General features: G+C 70.5%; 11 protein-coding genes. 5 read left to right on the forward strand and 6 right to left on the reverse strand.

Annotation, left to right across the window (positions count from 1 at the left end):
* Positions 1 to 78: 78 nt before the first annotated feature.
* Complete coding sequence (locus tag CAP_RS53470) at positions 79 to 2,589, forward strand: DUF4215 domain-containing protein (protein ID WP_044238770.1); 2,511 nt, start codon at positions 79 to 81, stop codon at positions 2,587 to 2,589.
* A gap of 162 nt (positions 2,590 to 2,751) precedes the next feature.
* Positions 2,752 to 6,057, forward strand: coding sequence for a DUF4215 domain-containing protein (locus CAP_RS44095; protein WP_052374607.1), 3,306 nt, complete (start codon positions 2,752 to 2,754; stop codon positions 6,055 to 6,057).
* 77 nt (positions 6,058 to 6,134) lie between these two features.
* Here the strand turns inward: CAP_RS44095 and CAP_RS44100 are convergent, their stop codons facing one another.
* From CAP_RS44100 to CAP_RS09410, 4 genes are all read right to left on the reverse strand, one after another.
* Positions 6,135 to 6,944 (reverse strand): YkgJ family cysteine cluster protein, encoded by an 810-nt coding sequence (locus tag CAP_RS44100; protein ID WP_231511250.1) that lies wholly within the window; start codon positions 6,942 to 6,944, stop codon positions 6,135 to 6,137.
* Positions 6,945 to 6,957: 13 nt separating this feature from the next.
* Positions 6,958 to 7,641 carry a uracil-DNA glycosylase gene (ung, locus tag CAP_RS09400; RefSeq protein WP_044238773.1) on the reverse strand — a complete coding sequence of 228 codons (684 nt, stop codon included), beginning with the start codon at positions 7,639 to 7,641 and terminating at the stop codon, positions 6,958 to 6,960.
* A 1-nt stretch (position 7,642) separates the two neighbouring features.
* Positions 7,643 to 8,275 (reverse strand): endonuclease III, encoded by a 633-nt coding sequence (gene nth, locus CAP_RS09405; RefSeq protein WP_044238776.1) that lies wholly within the window; start codon positions 8,273 to 8,275, stop codon positions 7,643 to 7,645.
* Positions 8,276 to 8,410: 135 nt separating this feature from the next.
* The gene (locus tag CAP_RS09410; protein ID WP_044238779.1) at positions 8,411 to 9,517 is read right to left on the reverse strand and encodes a penicillin-binding transpeptidase domain-containing protein; all 1,107 of its coding nucleotides are present in this window, start codon (positions 9,515 to 9,517) and stop codon (positions 8,411 to 8,413) included.
* Positions 9,518 to 9,857: 340 nt separating this feature from the next.
* Here CAP_RS09410 and CAP_RS53475 point away from each other — a divergent pair, with 340 nt between their 5' ends.
* Positions 9,858 to 16,679 carry a DUF4215 domain-containing protein gene (locus CAP_RS53475; RefSeq protein ID WP_231511251.1) on the forward strand — a complete coding sequence of 2,274 codons (6,822 nt, stop codon included), beginning with the start codon at positions 9,858 to 9,860 and terminating at the stop codon, positions 16,677 to 16,679.
* A gap of 106 nt (positions 16,680 to 16,785) precedes the next feature.
* A complete protein-coding gene (locus CAP_RS52135; RefSeq protein ID WP_197041094.1) occupies positions 16,786 to 16,923 on the forward strand; it encodes a hypothetical protein in 138 nt (45 codons plus the stop codon).
* Positions 16,924 to 16,994: 71 nt separating this feature from the next.
* On the opposite strand, the gene CAP_RS09420 is transcribed toward CAP_RS52135, so the two are convergent.
* Together CAP_RS09420 and CAP_RS09425 are read right to left on the reverse strand one after the other, a co-directional pair.
* On the reverse strand, positions 16,995 to 17,987 hold the full coding sequence (locus tag CAP_RS09420; RefSeq protein ID WP_044238785.1) for a hypothetical protein: 993 nt from the start codon (positions 17,985 to 17,987) through the stop codon (positions 16,995 to 16,997).
* 7 nt (positions 17,988 to 17,994) lie between these two features.
* Complete coding sequence (locus CAP_RS09425) at positions 17,995 to 18,951, reverse strand: hypothetical protein (RefSeq protein WP_156040640.1); 957 nt, start codon at positions 18,949 to 18,951, stop codon at positions 17,995 to 17,997.
* A gap of 196 nt (positions 18,952 to 19,147) precedes the next feature.
* On the opposite strand from CAP_RS09425, the gene CAP_RS44105 reads away from it, so the two are divergent.
* A complete protein-coding gene (locus CAP_RS44105; protein WP_052374609.1) occupies positions 19,148 to 20,599 on the forward strand; it encodes a GAF domain-containing sensor histidine kinase in 1,452 nt (483 codons plus the stop codon).
* Positions 20,600 to 20,699: the final 100 nt, after the last annotated feature.

The following is a 20,699-nucleotide window of genomic DNA, read 5'->3' on the forward strand; positions in this document are numbered from 1 at the left end:
GCGTCGCGGCCGCGCCGGACCTCCAGCGAGATGCACGCAGGTCTCGGCGTCGCCGCTTTCGACCCGAGGAGATCCCCCATGATCAAGAGGCAGCCTGCACCCGCAGCTCCCCTGCTCGCCCTGCTGGCGACGCTCGCGCTGTTCATCGGCCTCACCCGCACGGCCGCCGCACAGACCACAGTCCCTGGCGGCAACGTCATCAACCAGACGTGGACCCCGGCCGGGAGCCCCTACCTCGTGCAGGGGGACATCATCGTCCCCTCCGGCGCGATGCTGACCATTCAGGCGGGCACCCAGGTGCAGTTCGCTTCCACGGATGCGCAGGGCTCCGGGACCGATACCGGCAGGGTGGAGATGACCATCCGGGGGACGCTGAACGTCAATGGCACGGCAGCGAGCCCGGTGGTCTTCCGATCCCAGTCGGCAGCCGGCGCGGGGAGCTGGTACGGGGTGCGGATCGATCAGGCGTCGGCCGTGCTGAATACCGCGAACCTGGAGGTGCAGAACGCGGTCTACGGCTTCTTCATCTCGAGCGGCGCGCCGACGCTGACGGGGATCACCGCGCACACCAACACCTGGGGGGTCTTCTACTCGGAGAGCGGAGGGGGGTCCGTGGTGAACTCGGTCCTCCGCGACAACACCAACGACGCCGTGTACGCCACCATCGGGGTGGGTCAGACCATCGTCGTCAACATCACCGGGTCGACCCTCTACGGCAACGCGGACGCCGGGGTCGCCGCGCACAACTCGAACAGCGGCAACCTCACGGTCAACATCAAGAACGCGATCATCACCGGCAACTCCCAGGGCGTCACCCGCTTCAGCAGCGGCGGGACCACCAGCGTCAACGTCACCTACTCCGACGTGTGGGGCAACGCGGGGGGCAACCTGTCTGGCGTGAACGGGGGGACGGGCACGTTCTCCGCGAACCCCCTCTTCGCCGCGGAGCCCACGAACCTGCGCCTCACCTCCAACTCACCGGCGCGCTTCGCGGGCGAGGCGGGGGCCGACATCGGGGCCCTGCCCTACACGAGCGACGCCACGAACGGCCTGCTCGGCACGCTGTGGACCAGCCAGACCTTGAACGTCGCCGGCTCGCCGTACACGGTGAGCGGTGATCTGACCATCGCGCCGGGGGTGACGCTCACCCTCCAGCCGGGCGTGAACCTGCGCTTCGCCACGTCGGACGCGATGATGTCCGGAAAGGACACGGGGCGCAGCGAGATGATCGTGCAGGGCACCCTGCTCGCCGCGGGGACGCCTGCACAGCAGGTGCGGCTCGACGGGGTCGGCAACGGCGCCGGGAGCTGGTGGGGCGTCCAGCTCGCGTCCACGTCGACGGGCAGCTCGCTCTCCAGCGCGGTCGTCTCCGAGGCCACCTACGGGCTCTGGGTGGAGAGCGGGACGCAGGCCATCCAGGGCGTCACGCTGCAGAACAACACCTGGGGTGCGTACTACTCGGGCTCGGGCTCGGGCTCGCTCGTCAATGCGCTCTTCCGCGACAACACGAACGATGGCGTCTACGTGACCATCGGCGTCATCCAGACCATCACCCTCGACATCACGAACTGCACCTTCTACGGCAACGCGGACACCGGGGTCGCCGTGCACAACTCGAACAACGGCAACCTGACCGTCAACATCAAGAACGCGATCATCACCGGCAACTCCCTGGGCATCACCCGCTTCAGCAGCGGCGGGACCACCAGCGTCAACGTCACCTACTCCAACGTGTGGGGCAACACGGGGGGCAACTTCAGCGGCGCCAATGCCGGGGCGGGGTGCATCTCGGCGAACCCGCTGTTCGTGTCCGAGCCGGCGAACCTGAGGCTCCAGAGCAGCAGCCTGTGCGTCGATGCGGGCACCGCCACGGGGGCGCCGAGCACAGACCTCGACGGGAACCCGCGGCCCCTCGACGGCGACCAGATCAACGGTCCGGCCTTCGACATGGGCGCCTACGAGTACGCCCAGCCTTCGGTGTGCGGGGACGGCATCCTCGGCTCAGGGGAGGCCTGCGACGACGGCGCCATGAACGGGCAGTACGACCATTGCCTCATGGATTGCTCGGGCCCTGGTCCGCATTGCGGTGATGGCATGACGAATGGCCCCGAGGCGTGCGACGACGGCAATGGCAGCAACGACGACGCTTGCCTGAACACCTGCGTGATGGCCACCTGCGGCGACGGCTTCGTGCGGGAGGGCGCCGAGGACTGCGACGACGGCAACACGAGCAACGGGGACGGGTGCAGCGCCGCGTGCCAGCTCGAAGGGCAAGGCGGCGCGGGCGGTGCCGGCGGCGCGGGCGGCGCAGGGAGCAGCACGGGCGGCGGCGAGCCCGGAAACGGCGGCGCTGGGGGCAGCGGAGGAGCTTCGCCTGGCGCAGGCGGCGCGGGTGGAGCAGGCGGCAACGCCTCGGGAGGCAACGGAGGCGCGGGGGCTCCGGGCGAGGGCGCGTCGTCCGGTGACGAAGGCGGCTGCGGGTGCCGGGCTGTGGGCTCCGAGGGCGACACGCGCGGCGGGGTGCTCCTCGTGCTCGCCGGTCTCGCGGTGGCGCGGAGCCGACGGCGCAGGACGCGACGGGCTGCGTGAGCCTCGGGGGCGGCGCTCACCGGCTCCGCCCCGCATCACCCCCAGAGCCTGTCCGTTGCGACGGCGGGGCTCCTCGGATAGGGTCGCGGGCTCGGCGCCCTGATGCTCCCCATGAGGCTCAGGCGCCGCTGCCCTGCTTTCGCTTCCCGAGGAGCCTCGACCATGCTGAAGCGGCATTCACCGCTCGCCTTTCCCCTGCTCGCCCTGCTCTGGACCTTCGCCCTGCTCATCGGCCTGACACAGACCGCCGCTGCGCAGACGACGGTCACCGGCGGCAACGTCATCAACCAGACGTGGACCCCCGCAGGGAGCCCCTACATCGTGCAGGGCGACGTCATCGTCCCGGCCGGGGCCACGCTCACCATCCAGGCCGGCACGCAGGTGCGCTTCGCGTCCTCGGATGGACAGGCTTCCGGCACGGACGCCTCGCGGGTGGAGATGACCATCCGGGGGACGCTGAACGTCAACGGCACGGTGGCGAGCCCCGTCGTGTTCCAGGCCAACTCGGGCTCGGGCACCAGCGTCTGGTACGGGCTGCGCGCGGACCAGGCGAGCTCCGTGCTCAACACGTCGAACCTCGAGGTGCGGAACGCCATCTATGGCATTCACGTGAGCGGCGGCGAGCAGACGCTCGTCGGGATCACCGCCCACACCAACTCGTACGGCATCTACTTCACCGGCAATGGGTCCGGGACCGTGCTGAGTTCCATCATCCGGGACAACAGCTCCACCGGCATCTACGCCGGCATCGCCGCCGGCACGACCGGCATCGTCAACGTCACCAACTGCACCGTCTACGGCAACAGCAGCTACGGCGTGGACGTCAACGGCGCGAACGCCGCGAACCTGACCGTCAACGTCAAGAACGCGATCATCACCGGCAACGCCCGCGGCGTCTACCGCTCCACCAACGGCGGCACCGTCAACGTCGCCGTCACCTACTCCGACGTCTGGGGCAACTCGACCCTCGACTACAGCGGCGTCTCCGCAGGCACCGGCTCGTTCTCCGCGAACCCGCTCTACGTCTCGTCGACGAACCTCCGCATCACCTCGAACTCCCCGGCGCGCTTCGCCGCGGAGCTCGGCGGCGACATCGGCGCCTTGCCTTACGCCGGAGACAGCACGGGCATCCTCGCCGGTACGCTCTGGAGTGACCTGACCCTGGGCACCGCCGGCTCTCCCCACCTGGTCACCGGCGATCTCGTCGTGGCGCCCGGCGTGACCCTGACCCTCCAGCCGGGAACGACGCTGCGCTTCGGCGCCAGCGACGCCATGGTCACCGGGCAGGACCTCTCCCGCAGCGAACTCATCGTGCGGGGCACCCTGCACGCGGCAGGGACCACGGCGCAGCCCGTCAACATCGACTCCAGCGGCTCGGGCACCTCCGTCTGGTGGGGCATCCAGCTCGCGCCCACCTCCACCAACAGCTCCTTCTCCAATGCCATCGTCTCCGAGGCCATCTACGGCATCTGGCTCAACGGGGGCACCCAGACCTTCAACGGGCTGACCGCCCACACCAACACCTACGGCATCTACTTCACCGGCAATGCCTCCGGCTCGGTGCTGAACTCCATCATCCGGGACAACAGCTCCACCGGCATCTACGCCGGCATCGCCGCCAGCGCGACCGGCATCGTCAACGTCACCAACTGCACCGTCTACGGCAACAGCAGCTACGGCGTGGACGTCAACGGCGCGAACGCCGCGAACCTGACCGTCAACGTCAAGAACGCGATCATCACCGGCAACGCCCGCGGCGTCTACCGCTCCACCAACGGCGGCACCGTCAACGTCGCCGTCACCTACTCCGACGTCTGGGGCAACTCGACCCTCGACTACAGCGGCGTCTCCGCAGGCACCGGGTGCATCTCGGTCAACCCCCTCTACGCGGGGGCGCCCGGGAACCTGCGGCTCCAGGGCACCAGCCAGTGCATCGACGCGGGGACCTCGGTCGGCGCACCGAACAGCGACATCGAGGGGAACCCTCGCCCCATGGACGGCGACCAGATCAACGGGCCCGCCCACGACATGGGTGCGTACGAGCTGCCCTCGCCGACGATCTGCGGCGACGGCATCCTGGGCCCGGGCGAGGTCTGTGACAATGGCCCCCTCAACGGGCAGTACAACCAGTGCCGGACGGATTGCTCGGGCCTCGGTCCGCGCTGCGGCGACGGCGTGACCAACGGCCCGGAGCAGTGCGACGACGGCAACGCCAACAACACCGACGCTTGCCTCAACACCTGTGTCCAGGCGACGTGCGGTGACGGCGTCGTCCGCGCGGGCGTGGAGATGTGCGACGACGGCAACCAGGTCAACACCGACGCCTGCCTCAACACCTGCGCGCAGGCATCCTGCGGCGACGGCTTCATCCGCGCCGGCATCGAGACCTGCGACGACGGCAACCAGAACAACGGCGACGCCTGCCTCAACACCTGCATGATCGCCACCTGCGGCGATGGCTTCGTCCGCGCCGGCGTCGAGGCCTGCGACGACGGCAACCAGAGCAACAACGACGCCTGCCTCAACACCTGCGCGCAGGCTGCCTGCGGCGACGGCTTCGTCCGCGCCGGCGTCGAGACCTGCGACGACGGCAACCAGGTCAACACTGACGCCTGCCTCAACACCTGCATGCCCGCCACCTGCGGCGACGGCGTCGTCCGCACCGGCGTCGAGGCCTGCGACGATGGCAACCAGGCCAACAACGACGCCTGCCTCAACACCTGCGTCGCGGCCTCCTGCGGCGACGGGGTGGTGCAGACCGGCGTCGAGGCCTGCGACGATGGCAACCAGGTCGACACCGACGCCTGCCGCAACAACTGCTCTTCGCCAAGCTGCGGGGATGGGGTCGTCCAGACCGGCGAGACCTGCGACGACGGCAACCAGGTCAACACCGACGCCTGCCTCAACACCTGCATGCAGGCCTCCTGCGGCGACGGCTTCGTCCGCGCTGGTGTCGAGGCTTGCGACGACGGCAACCAGAGCAACACCGACGGCTGCGTCGACGGCTGCGAGGTGGCGGCCTGCGGGGATGGCTACGTGCAGGATGGTGTCGAGGACTGCGACGACAGCAACACCACGGCTGGCGATGGCTGCGACGCCGACTGCCTGAGCGAAGGCCAGGGGGGCGCGGGTGGTGGCGGCGGTGCTGGCGGCGAGGGCGGCGTCGGCGGCGCTGGCGGCACGGGCGGCTCCGGCGGGAGCGGCGGCGCTGGCGGTGCGGGAGGCACGGGCGGCGCCGGTGGAAGCGGCGGTGCTGGTGGCGAGGGCGGCTCCGGCGGTGAAGCCGGCGCCACCGGTGAAGGCGGTACCCAGGGCGCGGGTGGCAGCACGCCTCCGAGCAGCGGTGACAGCGGCTGCGGCTGCCGCACCGCCGGCTCCGAGCAGGGTACGCAGGGGGGCCTCCTCCTCGTCCTCGGCGGGCTCCTCACGGCAGCAGCACGCCGCCGGCGCTCACGCCGCGCCGCCTGATCCCCACGAAGCAGCCCCCTCCGGCAGGGACTCGCGCGCGACGCACGAGCCCTGCCGAGACAGGCCCGCTCAGCCCTTCAACCCCCGCCTTCCGACGGTCCCCCGTGCGCCGCGAGCCACTCGGGATCCCGCGCCGTCGAGAACACCGGCAGCCTCCTCAACCACCGCTCCCCGGCACCCGGCCGTTCCAGCGCGATCCGCAGCGCGGCGTTCAGCTCGAGCGGCGTCGCATCCAGCCCTTGCTCCCGCGCAGCCCACCCGAGCCCCGCCATCACGGCGTTCGTCACCTCGTAGCCGGGCGCGTGGAGCGGCGCCGCTGGCTCTCCGAAGGGTTCCGCGGCGTGGCGCTGGCATGCGCCCACGTCGAGCGAGGTCCACGAAGCGCACACCAGGGGCCGCGCCGGGTGCACCGAGCACGACCCCTCCGCGTCGAGCAACGGACAGGGCACGCCCCGCTGCGCCCGCGCGAGCCGGCTCAGTCCCCGCGTCTCCGCGTCCGCTGCCCGCACCCGTTCGAGCAGCGCGGAGAGCTCCTCGGGGGTCCGCGTCGACCTGAGCCATGCGGCGAGGCGCAGCACCTCCGGCGCCAGCACCAGCACCTTGGACAGGCAGCAGCTCGGGCACCTCGGCCCGCACGCAAGGGGCGTCTCCGGCGGCTCCGCCTCCCGCGCCGCTGCCGCGAGCGCCTCCGCGCGCCCCAGGGCCTGCGCCGTGGCCTCGATCGCGCCCGCCTCGCCGCGCCTGAACAGCGGCCCCAGCGCGGCGCGCTCCCCGTCGGCGATGCCCTCCAGCACGGCGGGCGTGTAGCGGGTGGGCTGCGCGAGGGGCAGCGACCGGCGCGGCGCCTCCGCGTCGCCCGTCACGTGACCCCCGGGACGCTCCTCCACGCCCGCGCCACGCTCACAGCTCCACGGGCAGCGTCCAGTCGATCTCCCGGTGCCCTGCGCCCCGCAGCGCCTCGTTGATCTTGGAGAAGGGCTTGCTCCCGAAGAACCCCGCCCGCGCCGACAGCGGCGACGGGTGCGCCGACTTCAGGATCACGTGGCGCTTCGCGTCGATGAGCTTCTCCTTCTTCTGCGCGTGGCCGCCCCACAGCACGAACACCACCGGCGTGGTCTTCTCGCTCACCCTCTTGATCACCGCGTCCGTGAACGTCTCCCAGCCCTGACCCTTGTGCGAGTTCGGCTGGTGGGCGCGCACCGTCAGCACGGTGTTCAGCAGGAGCACCCCTTGCTCGGCCCACGAGGTCAGGCATCCGTGCCGCGGGATCTGGAAGCCGGGCACGTCCTCCACGGCCTCCTTGTACATGTTCGCGAGCGAGGGCGGCGTCGCCACCCCGGGCAGCACCGAGAAGCACAGGCCGTGGGCCTGCCCATCGTCGTGGTAGGGGTCCTGCCCGAGGAGGAGCACCCGCACGTCGGCATACGGCGTGAGCTTCAGCGCGGCGAACACGTCGTCCTCCGGCGGGAACACCTGATGGGCGGCGCGCTCGCCGTCCACGTAGGCCGAGAGCTTCGTGAAGTAGGGCTTCGACAGCTCGTCGGCGAGCACGGCCTCCCACGATCCAGGCAGATCGATCTTCACCTCACACCCCGTTCTTCGCGCAGAGGTCGGCCATCCCGCACGTGCTGCACTGCGGCTTCTTCGCCATGCAGGTGTAGCGCCCGTGCAGCACTGTCGCGGGCCCGAAGAACGTCCACTCGTCCTGCGCCACGACCTTCATCAGGTCCTTCTCGATCTCCTCGGGCTTGTCCTTCTGGCTCAGCCCCATCCGCTGGCTCACCCGCGCCACGTGCGTGTCCACGATGATCCCGGTGGGCATGTTGAATGCCGTGTTGAGCACCACGTTCGCGGATTTCCGCGCCACCCCGGGCAGCGTGATCAGCGCCTCGATCGTGGTCGGCACCTCGCCGCCGAACCGCGCGAGCAGCTCCCGGCTCATCAACTGCACGCTCTTCGCCTTCTGCTTGAAGAAGCCCGTGGGCTTCAGATCTTCTTCGAGTTCCGCCGTGTCCGCCTCGGCGAACGCGCGCGGCCCCTGGTACTTCTTGAACAGCGTCGCGGTCACCCGGTTCACGCGCTCGTCGGTGCACTGCGCCGCGAGCATCGTGGCGACCAGCAGCTCGAAGGGCGTGGTCCAGTCGAGCTCGTACTTCGCGTCCGGGTGCTCCTCTCGCAACCGCGCCAGCATCGGGGGAATGATCTCGGCAGGTGTCATGGGCAACTCCACATGCAGCCTACCTGGATGCGCACCCCGGATCACCTGCGCCGCGCGTCCCGGAGGCGCGTCCCGGCTAGAGAATGTCTTACCCCCGCGACCCCGCCCACCGCCCCGAGACAGTGCCCTCGCGCCTCACTTCTTGCGCGCGGCGAAGTACGTCTCCAGGAGCTCCCGGCCCACCAGGTTCGCCTTGGTCCGCCACTTCACCCCGTTGCTCAGCATCACCGCCACCGCGATCTGGGGCCTGTCCGCGGGCGCGAAGGACGCGAACCACGAGAACATCCGGGGCTTCCCCTTCTGTCCCGGGATCGTGCCCACCAGCGTCCCGGTCTTGGCAGCGACGGGCATGGTGCCGAGCGCGCGCGTGCCGTCCGGCTTCCGGAACGCCTTCGCGCACGTCCCGCGGCGCGTCGTGATCTGCAGCATCTGCCGCATCATCCGCGCCTCACGCCCTCCGAGCCCGCGGCCCTCCACCACCCGGAGCGGCTCACCGCCCCGATCGAGCAGCGACAGCTTCACCCGCTCCCCGTCGTTGGCGATGGTCTGCATCGCGAACAGCGCCCCGAGCGGCGTCAGCCGACCGCTCCAGAACCCGGCCGCAGCCCGCGCGAACCCCAGCTCGTCCTCCGGGATCTCCACCTCGCTCGCGAGCACCGGGATGTCGATCGGCACCCGCCCGGCGAACCCCAGATCATGCGCCTTCCGGCGCAGATCCGACGCCGACAGGTGCTTGTCCGCCAGCCGCGAGAACACGGCGTTGATGCTGTAGCCCAGCGCGTCGCCGAACGACGTGCACGTCGCCCCCTTTGCGGAGAGCTCCCGCTGGGTGATGGACCGCTCCCCGCCCGTGTAACAGACGGTGGACGCCGGAGTGACCTTGTTCTCCTCGAGCAGCGCCGAGGCGGTGACCAGTTTGAACAGGCTCGCGCTCGGGGCGAGCGGGGTCACCACATAGTCCCTGTCACCGCGGCTCGCCCACGCCAGGATGCGCCCGGTCCTCACGTCCGAGGCCACGATGGCGGCCTCCGGGGCCCCGGAGCGCTCCAGCAGGCGCTCTGCGGCGCGCTGCAGCTCGGGATCCACCGTGAGCTTCACCTGCTTGCCCGAGGCGCCCACCACCGCAAACGCCGCGTCGTTGCGGATGCGCAGGGCGCGGACCCCGGGAGCCGCAAGGGCCCGCACCGGAATCAGGCCGAGGAGCGCGGCAAGAACGAGCGCGAAGAGGCCATGGGGTCGCACAGGTGCCTACATCACCGGGCCGGGCAACGCGGGCCAAGTATCCGACCTTCCTTGGATCCCGAAAGCCGGCCCACTGTCGCGAAATGCGACTCAACCCCCTACTGCCGAACCAAACTGTCGTGGGTGCTTTCGGCTTCCATGAACCTACCTCGTTGCATAATTTATTAGACCGGACGTTCTGCGCCCGGAGGTTCATTCGGGCCGAAGCCGTCGTGGAAGGGCACGCATTCTTATGCGTCTTACAAGACAAGTTGCAGTGGGACTGGCGCTTGTCCTCGGGACTCTGGGGACCACCGGCTGTGAGTTCATCGCGAGTCCGGACCGATCGTTGATCCCGAGCGTGTCAGGCTCGGGAGGCGAAGGCGGCACCGGGGGTGACGGCCAAGGGGGAACCGGCGCTCAGGGTGGTCAGGGTGGCGCGGGCGGCCAGGGCGGCCAGGGCGGCGCGGGCGGTTCGCCGCCCATGCCCTGCACCATGCCCACCGAGTGCCCGACGCCCCAGAATGCGTGCGAGATCGCGGCCTGCACCGACGGCGTCTGTGGCGCCGATCCTGCACCGGCGGGCACCGTCATCGGCGCCCAGACGGCGGGTGACTGCCAGCAGGCGGTGTGCGACGGCAACCGCGGAACAACCACCCAGGTCGACGACACCGATCTGCCCGACGACGCCAACGACTGCACCTTCGACGAGTGCGACGGCGGCACCATCGTCCACACCCCGGAGCCCTCGGGGACAGGGTGCGACGACGGCGCTGGTGGCGTGGTGTGCGACGGCTCCGGACAGTGCGTCTTCGCCGAGTGCGGCGACGCCGTGGTGGATGGCCCTGAAGTCTGCGACGACGGCAACCTCACGGACGGCGACGGCTGCGACGCGAACTGCACGGAAACCGCGTGCGGCAACGGCATCGCGACGGACGGCGAGGCGTGCGACGACGGCAACGCCGTGAACGGCGACGGCTGCGACGCGAACTGCACGGAGACCGCGTGCGGCAACGGCATCCGCGCTGGCCTGGAGGTCTGCGACGACGGCAACACGGTGAGTGGCGACGGCTGCAGCGCGAGCTGCAACGTGCAGCATAACTACACCTGCACGGGCACGCCGAGCGTGTGCCATGCCGCCATCGAGCTGAACTGCAACGACGGCATCGATGGCGACGGCGACGGCTTCATCGACTGCGCCGACACCGACTGCGCCGCGGGCTGCAGCGCGAGCTTCCTCGGCTGCGGTCCCGACCAGGCCCTGTACGTGGTGCCCTCGCGCGACCTGCCGCTGCCCATCAAGGATCTCCAGAAGACCACGAGCACGGTGGCGGTCGAGAACATCCCCGGGATCATCAAGGCGGCCGTGTGGATCGACATGCTCCACACGTACGACGCGGATCTCGACATCTCCCTCATCCCGCCCTCGGGGACCGTCTTCGACCTGTCGAGCGACAACGGGTCGAGCAACGACAACTACACCGCCACCCTCTTCGACACCGCCTGCGCCACGGCCGTGACCAGCGGCGCCGCCCCCTACACCGGGTGCTTCCGCCCCGAGGGCAGCCTGGCCCCGCTGGCGGGTACCAACCCCTCGGGCTACTGGGCGCTGCAGGCCTACGACGACGCGAGCGCGCTGGAAGGCACGTTCAATGCCTGGTCGCTGATCCTCTGCACCGCTCCCGCGAGCTGCGGCAACGGCCTCCTCGACGGCAACGAGGAGTGCGACGACGGCAACGACGACGACACCGATGCTTGCCTGGGCACCTGCCGGATCGCGACCTGCGGTGACAGCGTGATCCAGACCGGCGTCGAGGGATGCGACGACGGCAACCCCGGCAGCGGCGACGGCTGCAGCAGCGCCTGCCAGGTAGAGCCCGGGTTCGTCTGCACCCCCGCGACGCCGAGCGTCTGCTACCGCCCCGAGACGGAGCCCAACAACGCTTGCGGCGCGACGAACCCCCCGCTCACCCCGAACCCCAGCACCCGCATCGCCGCGGAGATCAACCCCATCGGCGACCAGGACTACTTCCCGTTCGTCGTCCCGGCGATGGCGAGCGTGGAGATCGACACCTTCACCAGCCTCGACGGCGAGGCCTGCGCGACGGGCAACGACACCGTAATCGAGCTGCGCGGCCCGGACTGCACCACCGTGCTCGTCAGCGACGACGACGGCGGCATCTCTCCTTGCTCCAAGATCGCTCCGGCCACCGACGTGCAGGCGCGCCGGCTCGCACCAGGCACGTACTACGTCCGCGTCGAGGAGTACGGCAACAACCTCAACATCCCGCAGTACAGCCTGCGGATCCGCTTCCCCTCGCTCTGCGGCAACGGCGCCCTCGAAACCTACGAGGTCTGCGACGACGGCAACCTCGTCGACGGCGACGGCTGCCAGGCCGACTGCACCATCACCCCGGGCTGCGGCAACGGCCTCCTCGAAGGGACGGAGGTCTGCGACGACGGCAACACCGCCTCGGGTGACGGCTGCTCCGGCGCCTGCGCCATCGAGACCGGGTACTTCTGCGCCGGCACGCCGAGCGTGTGCGTGATGGGCACGGGCGAGACCGAGCCCAACAACGCCTGCGGCACGGTCAGCGGTCCGCTCAACCCCGCCCCGAACGCGAGCATCATCGGGGCGATCACGCCCATCGGCGACCTGGACTTCTACTCCTTCGTCGTCCCCGCCACCGCCACGGTCGACATCGAGACCTTCAGCGGCGTCACCCCGGGCGCCTGCGCCGCGATCGACACCGTGATCCAGCTCCGGGGCCCGGACTGCAACACCATCCTCGTCACCCAGGACCAGGGCGGGGTCGGCAACTGCTCCCGGATCAACCCGGCGAGCGTCGCCGCCGCGCGCAAGCTCGCGCCAGGCACGTACTACGTGCGGGTCGCGGACTACCTCAACGACGGCACCATCCCCGCCTACAACCTGCAGGTCCGCTTCACCTCGCTCTGCGGCAACGGCACCGTCGAGCCCTACGAGGCCTGCGACGACGGCAACCTCGTCAACGGCGACGGCTGCCAGGCCGACTGCTCTCCGACCCCCGCGTGCGGCAACGGCATCGTCGAGACGGGTGAGCAGTGCGACGACGGCAACCTCAACGCCGGCGACGGCTGCGCCGCTGCCTGCGCCATCGAGCCCGGCTACGCCTGCCTCGGCTCGCCCAGCGTGTGCGTGCCCGGCACCGCCGACATCGAGCCCAACAACGCCTGCGGTCAGGTGAGCGGCCCGCTCACCCCGAACCCCACCGCCAGCGCGGTCGGCGCCATCACCCCCATCGGCGACCTGGACTTCTACTCCTTCGTCGTCCCCGCCACCGCCACGGTCGACATCGAGACCTTCAGCGGCACCACGTCAGGGGCGTGCACCGGCATCGACACGGTGATCCAGCTCCGCGGGCAGGACTGCACCACCATCCTGGTCGAACAGGACCAGGGCGGCATCGGCAACTGCTCCAAGATCAACCCGACGAGCGTCACCGCCGCGCGCAAGCTCGCGCCAGGTACGTACTACGTGCGGGTCGCGGACTACCTCAACAACGACGCCATCCCGGCGTACAACCTCCGCGTCCAGTTCACCGCGCTCTGCGGCAACGGCACCCTGGAGCCCTACGAGGCCTGCGACGACGGCAACCTCGTCAACGGCGACGGCTGCCAGTCTGACTGCACCCCCACCGGGGTCTGCGGCAACGGCATCGTCGAGACGGGTGAGCAGTGCGACGACGGCAACGTCAACGCCGGTGACGGCTGCGCCGCCGCCTGCACCCGCGAGCCTGGCTATGCCTGCATCGGTACCCCGAGCGTATGCGTGCTCGGTACTCCCGACATCGAGCCCAACAACGCCTGCGGTCAGGTGAGCGGCCCGCTCACCCCGAACCCCACCGCCAGCGCGGTCGGCGCCATCACCCCCATCGGCGACCTGGACTTCTACTCCTTCGTCGTCCCCGCCACCGCCACGGTCGACATCGAGACCTTCAGCGGCACCACGTCAGGGGTGTGCACCGGCATCGACACGGTGATCCAGCTCCGCGGGCAGGACTGCACCACCATCCTGGTCGAACAGGACCAGGGCGGCATCGGCAACTGCTCCAAGATCAACCCGACGAGCGTCACCGCCGCGCGCAAGCTCGCGCCAGGTACGTACTACGTGCGGGTCGCGGACTACCTCAACAACGACGCCATCCCGGCGTACAACCTCCGCGTCCAGTTCACCGCGCTCTGCGGCAACGGCGCCGTCGAGCCCTACGAGGCCTGCGACGACGGCAACCTCGTCAGCGGTGACGGCTGCCAGGCCGACTGCACCCTGACCCCGGTGTGCGGCAACGGTGTCATCGAGGTGGGCGAGGCTTGCGACGATGGCAACGTCAACGCCGGAGATGGCTGCGCCGCCACCTGCACCATCGAGACGGGCTACGCCTGCGGCGGCACGCCGTACGCCTGCATCCCGGTCGAGCACGAAACGGAGCCCAACAACGCCTGCGGCACGGTCAGCGGGCCCTACCTGCCCGACCCGATCGTGGACATCAACGGCGCGATCACCCCGAGCGGCGACCAGGACTTCTACTCCTTCGTCGTCCCGGCCACCGCCACAGTCGACATCGAGACCTTCAGCGGCACCACGCCAGGGGTGTGCACCTCGATCGACACCCAGATCCAGCTCCGGGGCCCGGACTGCACCACCGTCCTCGTCACCCAGGACCAGGGCGGCATCGGCAACTGCTCCAAGATCAACCCGACGAGCGTCGCTGCCGCGCGCAAGCTCGCGCCAGGCACCTACTTCATCCGGGTCGAGGAGTACGGCAACGACGGCACCATCCCGGCGTACAACCTCCGCGTCCAGTTCACCGCGCTCTGCGGCAACGGCGCCGTCGAGCCCTACGAGGCCTGCGACGACGGCAACCTCGTGAACGGTGACGGCTGCCAGGCCGACTGCACCCTGACCCCGGGCTGCGGCAATGGCGCCCTCGATGCAGGCGAAGGCTGCGACGACGGGAACAACGCCTCCGGCGACGGCTGCTCCGCGATCTGCGCCATCGAGACGGGTTACGCCTGCGGCGGCACGCCGTACACCTGCATCCCGTCCACTCTCGAGACGGAGCCCAACAACGCCTGCGGCACGGTCAGCGGGCCCTACACGCCCAACCCGTTCGTGGACATCAACGGCGCGATCACCCCGGGCACCGACCTGGACTTCTACTCCTTCGTCGTCCCGGCCACCGCCACGGTCGACATCGAGACCTTCAGCGGGACCGTGCCGGGGGCGTGCGCCTCGATCGACACCCAGATCCAGCTCCGGGGCCCGGACTGCACCACCGTCCTCGTCACCCAGGACCAGGGCGGCATCGGCAACTGCTCCAAGATCAACCCGACGAGCGTCGCTGCCGCGCGCAAGCTCGCGCCAGGCACCTACTTCATCCGGGTCGAGGAGTACGGCAACAACGCCACCATCCCCGCCTACAACATGCGGGTCAGGTTCACGGCGCTCTGCGGCAACGGCGCCGTCGAGCCCTACGAGACCTGCGACGACGGCAACCTCGTGAACGGTGACGGCTGCCAGGCCGATTGCACCATCACCCCGATATGCGGCAACGGCATCGTCGAGGCGGGCGAGGCTTGCGACGATGGCGACCTCCAGTCGGGCGACGGCTGCTCCGCCACCTGCACCATCGAGACGGGCTACACCTGCGGCGGCACCCCCTACGTATGCGTCCCCTTCACGCTCGAGACGGAGCCCAACAACGCCTGCGGTACGGTCACCGGGCCCCTCACGCCCGCGCCGATCGTGGACGTCCGTAGCGCGATCACCCCCATCGGCGACCAGGACTTCTACTCCTTCGTCGTCCCGGCCACCGCCACGGTCGACATCGAGACCTTCAGCGGGACCGTGCCGGGGGAGTGCGTCTCCCTGGACACGCTGATCCAGCTTCGCGGACCGAACTGCACCACGGTGATCATCGAGGACGACGATGACGGCCTCAGCACCTGCTCCAAGATCACCCCGTCCACCGACGCGGCAGTACGCAGGCTCGCGCCGGGCACCTACTTCATCCGGGTCGAGGAGTATGAGAACAACGCCCTCGTCCCCGCGTACAACATGCGCATCCAGTTCACCGCGCTCTGCGGCAACGGCGTCCTCGAACCCTACGAGGTCTGCGACGACGGCAACCTCGTGAACGGTGACGGCTGCCAGGCCGACTGCACCATCACCCCCGCCTGCGGCGACGGCTTCCAGGAGGCGGGAGAGGCCTGCGACGACGCCAACGTCACCGCCGGCGACGGCTGCAGCGCCACCTGCACCGTCGAGGCCGGGTTCTTCTGCGCGGGCACCTACCCCACCACGTGCGGCAGGCCCGAGGTCGAGCCCAACAACACCTCGGTCGACGCCGACGCCCGCGCGCTCGACGCGACCCCGGTGGTCTTCACCCACAGCGGCCGCGTCTCCGGCGCCATCACCCCGGCGGCCGATGTGGATCGCTACCGCGTCGAACTCGCCGCCCCGTCCACGGTGCGCTTCGAGACCTTCGACGGCGCCGGGATCACCTGCCCGACAACCGGCCTGTCCACCGCGCTGCGCATCTACAGCGCGACCGGCGTGGAGCTCTACGCGGACACCACGACGGGCATCAACTCCTGCTCGGCGCTCATCGTGAACCTGCCAGCGGGCGTCTATTACGCGCAGGTCGCGGCGGCCAGCACCACGACCACCATCGCGGCCTACCAGCTCGAGGTACACGTCCAGGCGGACCTGGGCGTCGAGACCGAGCCGAACGAGACCCAGGCCACGGCGAACCACATCTACGACTCCAACGTGTTCGCCCTCGGCGGCCACCAGGTGCAGACCGACTCCGACTTCTTCGCGGTCGTCGTGCCCTTGAACGGCATGTCGATCCTCGCCGAGGTCATCGAGGGCGGCGCCGAGACCTGCGAGTCCAACGGAGTCGACAGCCGGCTGACGCTGTACAGCCCCTCCGGGGCCCAGCTCGTGGACGATGACAACGCGGGCCGCGGCAACTGCTCACGCCTCGATGGCACCGGCAGCACCGGGACCAACACCGGAGCGCACAACCTGACCGCAGGCATCTATTACCTGCAGGTCCGCGCCTCCTCGACCTCGAGCACGCAGACCGGACCGAACGGCCAGTTCGACTACCGCCTGGCCGTCACCGTCCGCGCCCCCTGACCACGCTCATCCCCTCCCTCTCCGCGCGGCGCCCCGCTCCCTGAGCTGCGGGCGCCGCCCTCCCCATCACCGCACCGGCCCTGCTCCCGGCTCCGGGCGCATCCCCTTGCGCCGCCGTGCCCCTTCGCGCCTGCACCGAGCGTGGTCGTCGCAGGCCCAGGATCAGGGTGGCCTCGGCAAGTGCGCCAGGATCGACCCGGCGTACGTCACCTACCAGCTTGCCGCCGCGCTCCGCATGCCCTGAGCCGCGCCCCGCCTGCTCCTCTCCCCCAGCGCGGTGCCCTCTCCCAGGTGTGAGGGCGCCGCTCCCTTCCCCTACTCCCCCTTCGGCTCCCGCCGGAGCGCTGGCACCCCGACCGGCATCAGGATCGCCTGCGCCCCTCCCCGGTAGCTCCCGGCCGCGCCCGCGTCGACGATGCGCTCGAACTCCCCGAACAGCCGCACCCGATCCCCGGGCTGGAGCACCAGCTCCTGCACCGTGTCGTACGGGAACAGCGCGTCGTCGTCGGGCTCCGGGTTCCTCGGCGCCAGCTCCTCCACGTACCGCGCCACGGCCGGCGCCGATCCGCGGCTCCTCCGCTCCATCGGTCCTTCCAGGCGGATCCTCCCCGCCGGAACGTGCGCCACCGACCCGTCGTCGAGGCGCACCTCGAAGCCCGCGCTCTCGGCGGTGTGCAGCATCAACCCCGCGCGCAGGAAGCGCTTGCAGCTCAGGTCCACCGCGTATGCGGCGCACCCCACCCCGCTCGCGGGCGCCTCGAGCAGCCGCGGCCCCACCCCCGGCGCGGCCTGCGGATCGGGCAGCACCCGGGTGATCACCCCGGCCGGCCCCACCCGCCTCCCCACCGAGGCCGGACGGAGCAGCCCCCCGTGGGGCTTGGGCCGGTTCTGGTGGGCCCGGATCGCCTCCACGATCTTCATGACCACCCAGTAGAGCGCCATGCACACCGCCCCGATGAGCGCGATCACCGCCACGACGATCAGCGCCTCTCCGTCGGGCACATCGCACCCGCCGCAGCTCGTGCATCCCTCCAGCACCGAGCCCACCCCCACGCCGCCGCCGCCTGCCCTGGCGAGCTGCCGCGCGCGCCGCCGCGCCGACGGAGGGCCCCACACCTCGTCGAGGAGCTTGCCCCGGCCCTCCACGCTGTCCAGCGAGGTCACCCGGTGCATGGGACCACCGTCGCACCGCTCGCCAGCCGGGAGCAGCGTGCGGCAGTCCACGCAGATGGCGCCTCGGTGGGACGCGTGAGGCGCGCGCAGCGCCGTCGACGACGCCTGGGGCGGGGCGAGGGGTGCCTGGCTCACCCGCCGATCACTGGGGCGGTGCCACCGGCGCGCAGGTCGACACCCCGGCGCCCACGATCCGGAAGCCGATGGAGGTCATGTACGCCGTGTCCACGCTCCCGTCCGAAGGCCGGTAGCGGTTCACGTTCGAGGTCCCGAGGCTGGCCGTGTACAGGTAGAAGTCGCCGCCCCAGAACGAGAACGCCCAGGCGCTCGGCACCGGTACCGTCGACAGCGCAGCGGAGTTCGAGGTCGCGCCGGTGGTCTTGTCGATCTGCGCCACCTGCACCGGGCTCGTGGTGAAGAAGCCGAAGAGCGTGCCGTCGCCGGTGCCGGTCAGCTCGGCGCTCTGGCCGGCGAGGGAGCCGCTGAACGGGCCGATGGGCGAGAGCGTGCCCGTGTTCGTGTCGATCCGCGCCAGGCCGGCGGAGCTGGCCGTCGCGGCCACGTAGAGCGTCTCCTCCTCGCCGCCCGCCACGTCGGTCGAGAAGCCCATGCCGAGGCGCTCCCAGCCGGAGGGCAGCGTGGCCGCGGGCGTCGGCTCGCACGAGGCGTCCTCGGTGCTCACCCGGAAGAGCGCGCCCTGGGAGTCGAAGCCGTCGACGTAGTTGACCCAGGCCACCGCGTTGCGGTCGACCGCCATCGAGTTCGGCGACAGTGCCGTCGGGCAGTCGATGTAGCCGATGAACGTGAACTGCTTGGTGTCCGGCTTGAAGCTGTAAAGCTCGTTCTCGTCCGAGAGCACGTACACAAGCTTCGCGGCCTCGCTGCAGTTGTCGCCAGATCCGGTGTTGGTCCCGGTGCCCGACGCGGTGCTCCCGAAGAGATCACCCCCCGCGCCGCCGCTGCCCGGGCCCGTGTTGCCCGCCCCGTCACCGCCGCTGCCGCTGCCCGACGAGAACTCGTTGCGCGAGCTCTCGGCGCTGCAGGCCACCGCACCGAGGAGAGCGAGGACGGAGAGCACACGAAGGGGGGTCACAGCCATGGCGGGGCTCCTGGGTCACGGGTCGGGAGAGGACGGAACGGGGCGCATGCTAGCGGGGACAGGCCCCTGCGGAAAGCCTCCAGCACGGCCGCGGCGCCCTCGACCACGCGCCCCGCGTACCCCGCCGCCCCGCTCATTCCGCCCCTGTCCACGCTCCCCCTCCCGTACGGACGCAGAGCAGGATAGGCTCCCGGGCGTGCACAGCCCGGAGGAGCGGCTCCAGATCTTGCTGGAGGCCAGTGAGCGGCTCGCGAGCTCCATCGACTACGAAACGACGCTCGCCAACGTGCCGCAGATCCTTGTCCCGCATCTCGCGGATGGCTGCGTGATCGACGTGGTGGCCTCCGACGAGACGGTGGAGCGCGCCAGCGTGGTGTTCGCCGATCCCGGCAAGCTGGAGCTCGCCGCGCACCTCAAGGGCCTCGGCTCACCCGAGCTCAGCGCCAGCGAGGGCCTGCTCTCCCTCCTCGAAGTGGGCCGCGGCGGTCTGCTCACGAGCTTCGGCGAGGGCGCCACCTACGCCGGTGCCCGCGGTGATGGCCGCGCCATCCTGCAGCAGCTCGCGCCGACCTCCGGGATGGTGGTCCCCATGCGCGCGCGGAACCGCTTCATCGGCCTGCTCTGGCTCTACTCCCTGGAGTCTCGCCGGACGTTCGGCTCCGGCGACCTCGCCCTCGTCGAGGACCTCGGGCGCCGCGTCGCCCTCGCCCTCGACAACGCGCGGCTCTACGCCGACTCGCAGGCGGCCATCCGCTCCAGAGACATCTTCCTCACCGTCGCCTCCCACGAGCTGCGCGCCCCGCTCACCGCCCTGCAGATCCAGGTGCACAGCATGCGGCGCCTCACCGCCCGCGCCGCCGGCCCCGACGGCCCTGGCGCTCCCGGTGGTCCTGGTGGTCCTGGTGCTCCCGGTGCTCATGGTGCTCCTGGTGCTCCTGGTGCTCATGGTGCTCCCGGTGCTCCTGGCGTTCATGGCATCTCCGGCGTCCCTTCCGAGCGGGGCATGGCCGCGCGCCCCATGGAGCGCCAGTCTCTGGAGCGCATCGCCGCCAAGATCGAGGTCGCCGCGCGCCAGGTGGCCCGACTGACCCGCCTCGTCGACGACCTCCTCGACGTCTCGCAGATCGGCGCCGGGCGCCTCAAGCTGCGCATCGAGCCCTTCGACCTCGCCCAGCTCGTCCGGGAAATCTTCAGCCGCATCGAGGGCCAGCTCGCGCAGGCCCGGTGTCGGCTCAGCGTGGTGGCCGCCGAGCAGATCTCCGGCAACTGGGATCGCTCCCGGCTCGACCAGGTGATCGTCAACCTCCTCTCCAACGCCATGAAGTACGGCAGCGGCAAGGCCATCGAGGTCGAGCTGACGGCGAGCCCTGCCGGCGCGCGCCTGCAGGTGCGCGATCACGGCATCGGCATCGCCCTGGAGGACCAGGCGCGCATCTTCGAGCGCTTCGAGCGCGCCGTCTCCGCCCGTCAGTACGCGGGCCTCGGCATGGGCCTGTGGATCGTGCGCAAGATCGTCGCCGCCCATGGCGGCACCATCCGCGTCGACAGCCGCCCTGGTCAGGGCGCCACGTTCACCGTGGACCTGCCGCTCACCCCACCGGCGTGGGCGGGCGTCGAGCGCCGCTCCGAACGTCCCAAGACGGGCTGACCCGCGCATCGCACCCGCGCTCCCGATCGCGCCCCCATCGCCCACCCCTACCTCACGCACGCGCGCTCTGCGCCGGGGAGTGTCGCCGGCTCACCGCTCC

The sequence above is a fragment of the Chondromyces apiculatus DSM 436 genome, from assembly GCF_000601485.1.
Taxonomy (GTDB): domain Bacteria; phylum Myxococcota_A; class Polyangia; order Polyangiales; family Polyangiaceae; genus Chondromyces; species Chondromyces apiculatus.

What these genes read in the sequence shown, in the direction of transcription:
- CAP_RS53470 (WP_044238770.1), top strand. Translation starts at nt 79, where the DNA reads ATGATCAAGAGGCAGCCTGCACCCGCAGCTCCCCTGCTCGCCCTGCTG.
- CAP_RS44095 (WP_052374607.1), top strand. Translation starts at nt 2,752, where the DNA reads ATGCTGAAGCGGCATTCACCGCTCGCCTTTCCCCTGCTCGCCCTGCTC.
- nth (WP_044238776.1), bottom strand. Translation starts at nt 8,275, where the DNA reads ATGACACCTGCCGAGATCATTCCCCCGATGCTGGCGCGGTTGCGAGAG.
- CAP_RS09425 (WP_156040640.1), bottom strand. Translation starts at nt 18,951, where the DNA reads ATGGCTGTGACCCCCCTTCGTGTGCTCTCCGTCCTCGCTCTCCTCGGT.